The sequence below is a fragment of the bacterium genome (assembly GCA_035371905.1).
Lineage (GTDB): Bacteria > Ratteibacteria > UBA8468 > B48-G9 > JAFGKM01 > JAMWDI01.
Window position 1 is genome coordinate 1 of record DAORXQ010000067.1, and the last position, 10,071, is coordinate 10,071.

The 10,071-nt window shown below is 28.8% G+C and carries 11 protein-coding genes; 1 reads left to right on the forward strand and 10 read right to left on the reverse strand.

The genetic code is table 11. From position 1 onward, the window contains the following. The 5 genes from carB to PKV21_07250 all read right to left on the reverse strand — a co-directional run. A partial coding sequence (carB, locus tag PKV21_07230) for a carbamoyl-phosphate synthase large subunit (protein HOM27281.1) occupies positions 1 to 1,762 on the reverse strand: 1,762 nt, incomplete at its 3' end. Then, the gene (carA, locus tag PKV21_07235) at positions 1,755 to 2,810 is read right to left on the reverse strand and encodes a glutamine-hydrolyzing carbamoyl-phosphate synthase small subunit (GenBank protein HOM27282.1); all 1,056 of its coding nucleotides are present in this window, start codon (positions 2,808 to 2,810) and stop codon (positions 1,755 to 1,757) included. The genes carA and carB, both read right to left, overlap by 8 nt. Positions 2,811 to 2,812: 2 nt before the next feature. Further along, a complete protein-coding gene (locus tag PKV21_07240; GenBank protein HOM27283.1) occupies positions 2,813 to 4,123 on the reverse strand; it encodes an amidophosphoribosyltransferase in 1,311 nt (436 codons plus the stop codon). After that, positions 4,120 to 4,833 (reverse strand): GAF and ANTAR domain-containing protein, encoded by a 714-nt coding sequence (locus PKV21_07245; GenBank protein HOM27284.1) that lies wholly within the window; start codon positions 4,831 to 4,833, stop codon positions 4,120 to 4,122. Before PKV21_07245 ends, PKV21_07240 begins: the two co-directional genes overlap by 4 nt. 57 nt (positions 4,834 to 4,890) lie before the next feature. Next, a complete protein-coding gene (locus PKV21_07250) occupies positions 4,891 to 6,045 on the reverse strand; it encodes a hypothetical protein (protein ID HOM27285.1) in 1,155 nt (384 codons plus the stop codon). A 90-nt stretch (positions 6,046 to 6,135) separates the two neighbouring features. Between PKV21_07250 and trxA the strand changes: the two genes are divergently transcribed. Next, positions 6,136 to 6,462, forward strand: coding sequence for a thioredoxin (gene trxA, locus PKV21_07255; GenBank protein HOM27286.1), 327 nt, complete (start codon positions 6,136 to 6,138; stop codon positions 6,460 to 6,462). 2 nt (positions 6,463 to 6,464) lie between these two features. Here trxA and gmk read toward each other — a convergent pair whose 3' ends face one another. The 5 genes from gmk to PKV21_07280 all read right to left on the reverse strand — a co-directional run. Continuing rightward, positions 6,465 to 7,019 carry a guanylate kinase gene (gene gmk / locus PKV21_07260; GenBank protein HOM27287.1) on the reverse strand — a complete coding sequence of 185 codons (555 nt, stop codon included), beginning with the start codon at positions 7,017 to 7,019 and terminating at the stop codon, positions 6,465 to 6,467. Continuing rightward, positions 7,020 to 7,949: a hypothetical protein gene (locus PKV21_07265; protein HOM27288.1), complete on the reverse strand. Its 930-nt coding sequence runs from the start codon at positions 7,947 to 7,949 to the stop codon at positions 7,020 to 7,022. Then, positions 7,946 to 8,710 (reverse strand): ABC transporter permease subunit, encoded by a 765-nt coding sequence (locus PKV21_07270; protein HOM27289.1) that lies wholly within the window; start codon positions 8,708 to 8,710, stop codon positions 7,946 to 7,948. The genes PKV21_07265 and PKV21_07270 overlap by 4 nt, the downstream gene beginning before the upstream one ends. Beyond that, positions 8,707 to 9,462, reverse strand: coding sequence for an ABC transporter ATP-binding protein (locus PKV21_07275; protein HOM27290.1), 756 nt, complete (start codon positions 9,460 to 9,462; stop codon positions 8,707 to 8,709). The genes PKV21_07270 and PKV21_07275 overlap by 4 nt, the downstream gene beginning before the upstream one ends. A 38-nt stretch (positions 9,463 to 9,500) precedes the next feature. Further along, positions 9,501 to 10,071: polyprenyl synthetase family protein (locus PKV21_07280; GenBank protein HOM27291.1), on the reverse strand; the 571-nt coding region annotated here is incomplete at its 5' end.

A 10,071-nucleotide genomic window follows, 5' to 3' on the forward strand; every position in this document is an offset into this window, starting at 1 on the left:
CATAACCTTCTTCTTTTAAAGCAAAAGAAGCATGTACACAACAATAATCAAATTCAATCCCCTGCCCTATTCTATTTGGACCCCCTCCAAGTATTATTACTTTTTTGCTTTTTGATACTCTGCTTTCATCTTTTCTATCGTATGATGAATAAAAATAGGGTTTTTCAACTTCTATTTCACTTGCACAGGTATCAACAAGTTTATATACAGGAGTTATTTTAAATCTTTTTCTTTTATTTCTAACTTCACTTTCATTGATATTTTTAAGTTTTGCTATTTCTCTATCAGAAAATCCGTATTCTTTTGCTTCTCTCAATATACTAACGGTTAATTTTTGCTTTTTAATTTTTTCCTCAAAATCTACTATCTCTTTTATCTGATGAATGAACCATTTATCAATTTTTGATAACTCATATATTTTATCAATACCCATTCCCTTTTTGAGTGCATATCTTATATAATAAATCCTTTCTCTATTTGGAATTTTTAATTTTTCCTCAATTTCTTCAATTTCTGGAAGAGTATCTTTTTTGTCATCACACAATCCATATCTACCTATTTCAAGGGCCCTCAATCCTTTCTGCAGTGCTTCTTTAAATGTTCTACCTATTGCCATTACTTCTCCAACTGACTTCATTGAGGTTGTTAAACTTGTGTCTGCACCCGGAAATTTTTCAAAAGTAAATCTTGGCATTTTGAATACAACATAATCAACTGTCGGTTCTGAAAATGCAGTTGTTTTACCTGTAATTTGATTTTTAATTTCATCAAGGGTATATCCAACAGCAAGTTTTGTTGCTATTCTTGCAATAGGATAACCGGTTGCTTTTGAAGCAAGTGCAGAACTTCTTGATAATCTTGGATTAACCTCTATAACATATATTTCTCCATTTTCAGGGCTCACAGCAAACTGAATATTACATCCACCAATAACTCCTATAGACCTTATTATTTTTTTACACATATCCACCAGTGTATTATATTCTGAAGGAGCAAGTGTTTGAGCAGGAGCAACAACCATACTATCTCCTGTATGAACTCCCATTGGGTCAACATTTTCCATTGAAGTAACAATAATTACATTGTCATTCTTATCCCTAATTGCTTCAAATTCTATTTCTTTCCATCCAAGAACTGACTTTTCAACAAGAACTTCACCTATTGGACTTGTTGCAATACCATAAGCGAGTTTTTCTTTTAATTCCTCCATATTATATGCAACAGAACCACCAGTTCCTCCAAGAGTATAAGCAGGCCTTAAAATAACTGGAAATCCAATTCTTTCAGCAATTTTTATTCCGTCTTCCACTGAATATGCAAGTCCACTTTCTGGAACTTTAAGTCCTATATCAAGCATTGTCTTTTTAAATAGGTCTCTTGTTTCTGCTTTTGCTATTGATTCTTCAGTTGCTCCTATAATTTCCACTTTATACTTTTCTAAAATTCCTTTTCTGTAAAGAAAAGTTGCAAGATTAAGTCCTACCTGTCCGCCAAGAGTTGGTAATAATGCCTGTGGTCTTTCTTTTTCAATCACTTTCTCTAAAAAATCAACTGTTAATGGTTCTATATAAATCCTGTCTGCCATTTCAGGGTCTGTCATTATTGTAGCAGGATTTGAATTAACAAGGACTACTTTATATCCCTCTTCTTTCAATGCTTTACATGCCTGTGAACCTGAATAGTCAAATTCACATGCCTGACCAATTATTATTGGACCTGAACCAATAAGTAGAACTTTTTCTATATCAGTTCTTTTAGGCATTTACAAACTCCTTAAATTTTCTCCATACTATATCATTTTCTTGTGGATAGTATTGTACACCTAAAATTTTTAATTTTTCACTTATAATACCTTCAATAGAACCGTCATTTAAATTGGTAAACCATATTTTTAATTTTTCATCCATATTTTCAGGAATTAATGAATAAATATGGGCTTGTACTGTAGTTTTACATGTGTTATTTGTAACATCTTTTACAGGATAGTTTATTCCAAAATGTCCATTTTTCATTTTAAAGATTTTATATCCAAGGGATAAAGATAAAATTAACATACCAAGTCCAATTCCTAAAACAGGTATTTTACCAATTATTTTTGATAATTCAGAAATTGTATTTTGCAATTTTAATGGATTATCAGGACCTGATGAAATAAAAACACCACGAGGTTTATAAGAAAAAATTTCATCAGAAGTTATATTATAAGGTGCCACAATTAAATCAAATCCTGCAGAAATAAGGTAATCAATATGTGGTTTTATTACTCCTAAATCAATTACAAGAATTTTATTATTCTGGATATTTTTCCCACTGCAAATAGTATGTGGTTTTTTACAACTTACTTTTTCCGTCAAATTTTCATTTATAAAATTGTTTTTTATTTCTTCTAATAATTTTTCTATATTTGCTTTTTTTACGGCTAATATACCCCTTTTTATCCCTTTTTCTCTTAAATAACTCACAACTTCCTGAGTGTCAACTTTTTCCATTACTAAAATTTTATTTTCATTTATAAAATCTTTAATACTTTTTATTGATTTCCAATTACTGGATATTTTACTTATTTCTTTTACTATTAAACCTTTTACCCATACATTTTCTGTAAAAAACCCTTCTTTATTGATTCCGTAATTTCCAATATGTGGGTAAGTCATAACTACAATTTTTTTATAATATGATGGGTCTGTAATAACTTCTTGATAACCGATGACACCTGTATAAAAAATAACTTCTCCAGTTTCTATACCTTCTCCTATTATTTCTCCTTCCCATAATTTACCATCTTCAAGTAAGAATATTCCTTTCCTCATATTTATATTATTTTTTTCCCTGTCCAGCAATAAAGACACAATTTTTCTTCTGGAATTTCTATGCCTTTAACAAAGTTTTCTATGGTATTGTATTTAAGAGTATCTGCACCTATTTTTTTGGCAATTTCCTCAATTTTATATTTCTTGGCTATTAGTTCTTTATAAGAACGAGTGGAAATATCATACAAACATGGAGCAATTAAAGGAGGACATCCAACTCTTACATGTACTTCTTTTGCTCCAAATGCTTTTAATTCAAGGACTTTATTTCTTATTTGAGTTCCTCTTACTATTGAATCATCACAAAGAATAATTCTTTTACCTTTTACATTTGCTTCAATAACAGAAAGTTTTAATTCTGCTTCTTTCTCTCTTTCTTCCTGTGTAAGGGGTAAATAACTTCTACTTGCAAATCTATCAATCAAAAAAACTTCATCATAAGGAATTTTAGACCCTTTATGATAACCAAGAGCATAGCCAATTCCAGAAAATGGAATTGCTGAAACAATGTCTGCTTTCACATCATCATTTTTTGCAAGAAAATATCCGAGATTATTTCTTGCTTTTGCAACAGAAACACCCTCAATTATTGAATCCATGGAAGCAATATAACCCCATTCAAATGCACAGAAAGCAATTCTTTTTCCTTTTATAATTTTTTTTGTTTGAATACCATTTTCATTTATTAGAAGAATTTCTCCAGGTTTAACATTTCTTACAATTTGAGCTTTTAGAAAAGCAAATGGACGCGATTCCGAAGAAATTATATAATCTTCATTATTCTTGCCAAGGATTAAAGGTTTAAACCCGTAAGGGTCCCTTGCAGCATAAATTCCCTCTTTACAGAGAATTAAAATTGTATATGAACCCCTTACTTTTTGAGATAGTTTTTCAAGTCCCTCAACAAAATCATTACTTTGGACGATTATTTTTGCAATAAGTTCTATCTGTGTATGACTAAAAAATGAATGTCCTTTATTTTTCTCTTCTTTGAATAAATCATCAAAATTAATTATGTTTCCCGCAAAAGCAATAGAAAAAGTTCCCAATCTTGATTCAAGTAGAATTGGCTGTTTTTCTTTTAAACTCACATGCCCTATTCCGTAATTACCGGAAAGATTTTTTAATTCAGATTGTGTGAAGGAATGTCTAACAAAGCCCTCATGGGTTATTAAGTTAATTTTTTTGTTAAAAGTAGATATCCCGCAATATTTTTGTCCACGATGTTGTAACTTAAAAATACTATAAAAAATTTTTTCACTGCAATTTTTGTTTGAGTAAACTCCTACCACACCGCAGTTTTCTTCTGTCATTTTTTGTTTTCTTCCTTTTTTATTTCATGAGCAAGAATTATGGCATCAGCAACTTCTTTCATACTAATTCTTTTATTCATGCTAAATTTTCTTATTTTATCGTATGCTTCCTCTTCTGTCAATTTTTCCTCTTTCATAAGAATACCTTTTGCTTTTTCTATTTTTTTTCTTGATTCAAGTTCTTCTTCAAGGATTTTTGTTTTTACTAAAAGTTCAGTATTTTCAATAACAATGGCTGCTTGATTTGCTATAGAAGAAATTATTTCTATTTCTTTTTGTGTAAATTTATAAGGGTATGTCGTGTACACATTTAAAACCCCAATTGACCTATTTTTCACAACCATTGGTATAGATAACATTGAAACAAGTCCTTCCTTTTTTGCAATATCTCTATATTTATATTCTTTTTCTTTTCTCACATCTTCAACTACAATCGGTTTTTTTGTTTCAAACACCTTCCCAGCAATTCCTTCTCCTACTTTTAATGGTGGTTTTTTTAAATATTCATTACTCATTGTTTGTGTTGCCCTAATCTTTAAAACTTTTTCCTTTTCATCATACAGTAAAATTGAACATATTTTTGATTTAAAAATTTCAGCGGTCACATTAACAATAAGTTTTAAAATGTCTTCAAGATACATATCAGACGTGATTGCCTGGCTTATTCTATATATTGCTTCTAATTCAGATTGTATATCTTGTCCTTTCATATTTTTTATTCTACCATAGATTATATGAATTATCGTAACAATATAAAAATAGAGAATTTATAAAAATAACTTTTCAAAACTTTTTATGAAATAATCAAGATATCTGTAAATTTCTGGTGATTTAAAATTATCAACAAATGGTTGCCCATATTTATTCATTTCTGTCCCGCATATAACAGGCATATTCATTTTTTTACAGACATTCATAAATTGTTCAAGATTTTTAACTTTTATTTTCTTTTCTCTTTCATCTTTTATATTCCAGTTTCTTTCAGGTATTATTGTTATACCTTTTATCCCCTTATTTCTAAGTAATTCTACAAGAAACTCAGGGTCTTTTTCTCCTTCATTTGTTCCATCAAGGTATGTCCCAATTGGTATACCTCCTGCCCTCTCTGTCATTTTTACAACATCGTCAAATAAAGGAAAATCACTACTTTCACTTTTTACATAACCAGGACCTCCAAATTTAATAAGTTTCTGCCTTATTTTTTCATATAAATCACCTATATTTTTTCCCTTTAATTCAATAATTTTTTCCTTTTCAATACCTAAAATATTTGCCCAGAAGATATCTGTTTTTTCACCTAAATTTTCTTTTGATTTCAAGTAATAGGCAAGAATAATATGCCTTTCAGTTGGATTATTAGAAGGTGTTAAAGGTAATACATCTTTTTCATAATCAATTTTTACATCTTTCAAGTAATTATTGACCTTTTCTATAACCTTTTTATTTCTGTCTTGAGCAATTTTTTTTAAATTATCAAAAAATTTTTTTTCTTCAGTACCTTCTTCTGGAATTTTTCTAAATCCTTTACCGCATAGATAAAATATACCGGGTTCATTTGGAGAATTTATAACTTTATCTTTCATTTCTTTTAGAAATACTCTTGATTCAAAACCACTAATTACTTTTATATTCAGTAGTTTCCCAGCATACAATGTTTCTTCAAGCCCTGCAAGTGTATCAAAATCAACTGTACCAAGATATAATAATCCCTTTTTCCATGCTTCAAAAACAATTCTTGAAGGCGACCAGTTTTTGTAATTAAAGGAATGAAAAGTATGAATATGTGCATTCAAATAACCCTCAAACTCATTATCTTTTTCTATTCTCTTTCTTTTTATCAAATCAAATATCTCATGCAAACTTTTTTCTCTTACTTCTTTATCAAAATCAGATAATCTATTTATAATTTCTTCATTTCTCATGATTTTAATAGTATATCATATATTTCGTATATTTTTAAGGTTTTAAATTCAATAGAATTCTATGGTAAAATAAATAAAAAGGAGGAATTTATGGAAGAAATAGTATTACATTTAAATAAGGATAATTTTAATGAGGTAATTAAAAATAATGAGAAAGTAGTTGTAGATTTCTGGGCGAGTTGGTGTATGCCATGTAGAATGGTTGCTCCTTTTTTTGAAAATCTTGCAAAAAAGCATAAAGGAGAAATTGTTTTTGCAAAAGTTAATGTTGATGAAAATCCTGAAATTGCTGCAAAATTCGGTGTTATGTCAATCCCTGATTTTATAATCTTCAAAAATGGAGAAAAAAAAGGAGAAATTGTAGGAGCAATGCCAGAAGAAATTTTAGAAGAAAAAATTTTGAATTATTTTAAGTAATTTTATGATTCCAGGATTATTTTTTTTATTCTTTTCACAGTTTTTTCTATATTTTTATTTATTAATCTCACATCATAGTATTTAAACAATATTTTCCTTTCTTCTTTTGATATTAACAATCTTTTTTTTATTTCTTCATCACTCATATCTTTTCTTTCTCTCATTCTCCGTTCTTGTTCTTTTAAAGATGGAGGTAAAATTCCAATTAAAAACACTTCTGGATATTTTTTTTTAATTTTTAATCCTCCTTGAGTATCTATAACAAGAAGTGTTTTTTTGTTTTTTTTTAAATTTTCTTCAATTTTCTTTTTTGGTGTTCCATAATAATTACCGTAAACCACAGACCATTCTGCAAATTCGTCTCTTTTAATCATCTCTTCAAATTTTTCTTTGTCAACAAAGTTATAGTCAATGCCATTTTTTTCATTGGGTCTTGGTTTTCTTGTGGTATAAGTTATAACTGTATCAATATCCTTTAATTCTTTTTTTAGAATTTTTTGTATTGTAGTTTTTCCTGTTCCTGACGGTGCTGAAAGAACAAATATTAAGTTTTTCATTTATGGTGTAAATTTACCTGTAGTTTTAAGTGAATGAATTGCTCTTTGAGCAATACTTTCAAAAGAAGTTCCGATTAGTTTTTCCCATTGTTTTATTGCCATATCAATTTGTCCATTTTTTTCATAAGCATGTGCTAAAACATCATCAACAAATTCGGGATGAGGAAATTTCACTGCCTTTTCAAGATATCTAACAGCATTGGGATAATCCATACCTTTATGATAATAAGTCCATCCGAGTTCAAAATAAAGGTCATATCTATCTTTATTATAAGTGATTCCCTTTTTTAAAAATGAAATTCCGTTAGTATACCAAAATAGCATTTCGACAGGGACATTTATTAAACCGGAGACAATTTCATATAATTCTTTATATTCTTTTTTCTCTTTTAAAGCATCAATTTTTTTATAACAGTTATTTGTAATATCAAAATACTCCTTTATCTTTTCTTCTGTTTTTGGATATTCTCTTGCAAGTCCTTCAACTAAATCTTTTATATCTTTTCTGATTTGAGTTATTGTCTCTTTTATAGATTTGTCTTCCAGTTTTGATAAAATCTTTCCAAGTTCTTCATCCAGTGTATTTGCCCTTGAACGTACATTTGCAAATATATTATATGTCATATGCCAGCCCCCAACAGCCCAGACAACTATATATGTTGGCTGAAGCCATGCGATTGCATCAAGTAACGGAAGCATTTTATAGTGTTGACCTGAATGCCAGTAGTTTTCTATATTTAACCATAAAAGGTCTGCTGCAAGACCTCTGAATCCACTCAATATTAAACTTCCAGCCATCTGTCCGGGCATCAATAGAATATTACTTTCAAGATTTTCCACTTGTTTTGAATAATCAATACTTACCTGTAAAAAGCCTATAGGAATTAAAAGTAATATCGCAATAAATATTCTAATCCAATTTTTTTTCATATTTCTCTCTTTTGGATAAAATAGGAACCAATTAAAAGAACAACTGCAAGGTATAAAATTCCATAAACCCCTGTTTTCAGTATATAATTCCAGCTAACGTCAATTCCAACTACTACTTTATCCCTTATATTAAAATTTTCATAATTAGGAATAACTGTATAAAGTATTTTCCAGAGGCCTTTTAAAATTATATTTTCTGTTCTGTCAGCAAGTTGATTTCCATATGAAGTTAAATGTCCCACTATATAAAGGAAGAAGGAAAAAATTACATTAAAAGCATCAGAAGCAAAAGTCGCAACAGTAAGAGTAATTGAACCAATTAAAATGAGTTCGATGAAAATCAGTAATAATGTTTTAAATACTTGGATATCGGGTGGACTTTTTTTGAAAATTAATAGACCAGTGAAAAATAAACACATAAGGATAAAGTTTAAAAAAATAATTAGAATAATTCCCAAAAATTTCCCGATAAAAAAATTCTGTCTTGTTATTGGTTTTGAAAATAATGTGTAAATCGTTCTTTTTTCTATTTCACTTGAAATTGCTGTAAGAGACATAAAAATTGCTATTAGAGCTCCAAAAAATTCTATGCTTGAAAAACTGACATCTTTAATCATTTTTAATTCTTCCTCTGCCGTAAGGAAAGAAAATGCCTTTGATGCACCAATAACGATAAGTGCTACTACTAGTAATATGTATAAAGTCTTTTTCCTCAACGATTCTTTGAAACTATTCAGTCCGATAATCCATGCTTTTTTCATTGATTTTCTCCCTTTTTGTCAAATTCTTCTATTGTTTTTACAAATAAATCTTCAAGACCTGTTGCATTATATTTCTGTATTAACTCATTAAGTTTCCCTGTAGCAAGCAGATAACCTCTATGAAATATAGCAATTCTATCACATACTCTTTCAACTTCGGAAAGAAAATGGCTTGAAAGTAAAATAGTTTTTCCCTCTCTTTTTAATTGGATTAATAAATCTCTTGTTTCAATACAACCTATAGGGTCAAGACCTGTTGTTGGTTCATCAAGTATTAAAATTTTTGGGTCATTTATTAAGCTTGCTGCAAGCCCAATTCTTTCAAGCATGCCTTTGGAATAATGTCTTAAAGCAAGTTTTTTGTTTTCATGAAGTTTAACAAGAAATAATAATTTTTCAATTCTTTCATTTAAAACTTTCTCGGGTATTTCAAAAAGTTTTCCATAAAATCTTAAAAGTTCTGGACCTGTTAGATAATCATAGTAATAAGGGTTTTCAGGTAAAAAACCAACATTTTTTTTCATTTCAACATCAAATTGATTTTTTCCAAGAATAGTTATTTCTCCTGAAGTTGGATACAAAATTCCCAGCATAAGTTTTAAACAGGTCGTTTTACCTGAACCATTTGGTCCAAGTATCCCATAAATTTCTCCTTCTTCAACATTAAAGGATACATTTTCAAGACCCACAACTACTTTATTTCTTCCAAGAAAATAATATTTTGTTAACTCCTTTATTTCTATTACATTCATTTGATTCCTCCTCTAAAAAAATTTAATACTATATTATATCACAAATTATTATTTAAAAAATCAAAATAAATTCTATCAAATATGTAAAGTAAGATTTTTCCTTTTTTCCCAAAAAACAAAGTTTCTTGTTTTAATTTTTGATAGATTTTTTTCAATTTTTCTTTTAATATTATTTCATCTCCTTCTTTATCTTCTATATCATCTCTTATTTGAAAAGCAATTCCAAAATTTTTCGCTATATTTTCAATTTTTTCTTTTTTTTCTTTTTCTACTTTTTTAAAATAAAATGGTACTTTAAAACATATTTCAAAAAGTCTTCCTGTTTTCATATAATCAATTTTTCTTTTTTCTTCGTCTTTTATTTCTTTCCCTTTATAAATTAAATCAAGAATCTGTCCTCCTGCCATTCCTTTATATCCAATCGCTTCCGCGACATCTTTTACTAAACTTATTTTTCCACTTTCTGCAATAAGTTGAAATCCATAGGTTAAAAGGGCATCACCCACTAAAATAGCAATACCTTCTCCAAATTTTTTATGACAGGTAGGGACTCCCCTTCTAAAATCGTCGTTATCCATTGAAGGTAAATCATCGTGTACAAGAGAAAAA